This is a genomic window from Paenibacillus sp. UMB4589-SE434 (assembly GCF_030226685.1).
Lineage (GTDB): Bacteria > Bacillota > Bacilli > Paenibacillales > Paenibacillaceae > Paenibacillus_B.
This window is the reverse complement of record NZ_JASOYK010000029.1, coordinates 1-347: the sequence shown is the minus strand read 5'-3', so window position 1 is coordinate 347 and position 347 is coordinate 1. Positions and strand designations below refer to the sequence as shown.

General features: G+C 50.4%; 1 rRNA gene. It reads left to right on the top strand.

What is annotated here, in order from left to right:
* Window positions 1–8 precede the first annotated feature (8 nt).
* Window positions 9–347: ribosomal RNA gene (locus QP775_RS25605) — 23S ribosomal RNA — on the top strand; the annotation flags it as partial.

The following is a 347-nucleotide window of genomic DNA, read 5'->3' as shown; positions in this document are numbered from 1 at the left end:
AGAGCAATGGTTAAGCTATTAAGAGCACACGGAGGATGCCTAGGCGCCAGGAGCCGACGAAGGACGTGGCGAACAACGAAATGCCTCGGGGAGCAGTAAGCATGCATCGATCCGGGGATGTCCGAATGGGGAAACCCAGCTGTCGTAATGGGCAGTTACTCATGACTGAATACATAGGTCATGGAGAGGCATACCAAGGGAACTGAAACATCTAAGTACCTTGAGGAAGAGAAAACAATAGTGATTCCGTCAGTAGCGGCGAGCGAAAGCGGAACAGCCTAAACCAAAGAGCTTGCTCTTTGGGGTTGTGGGACGTCTCACTAGGAGTAAGAAAAGCGATTGTTAGA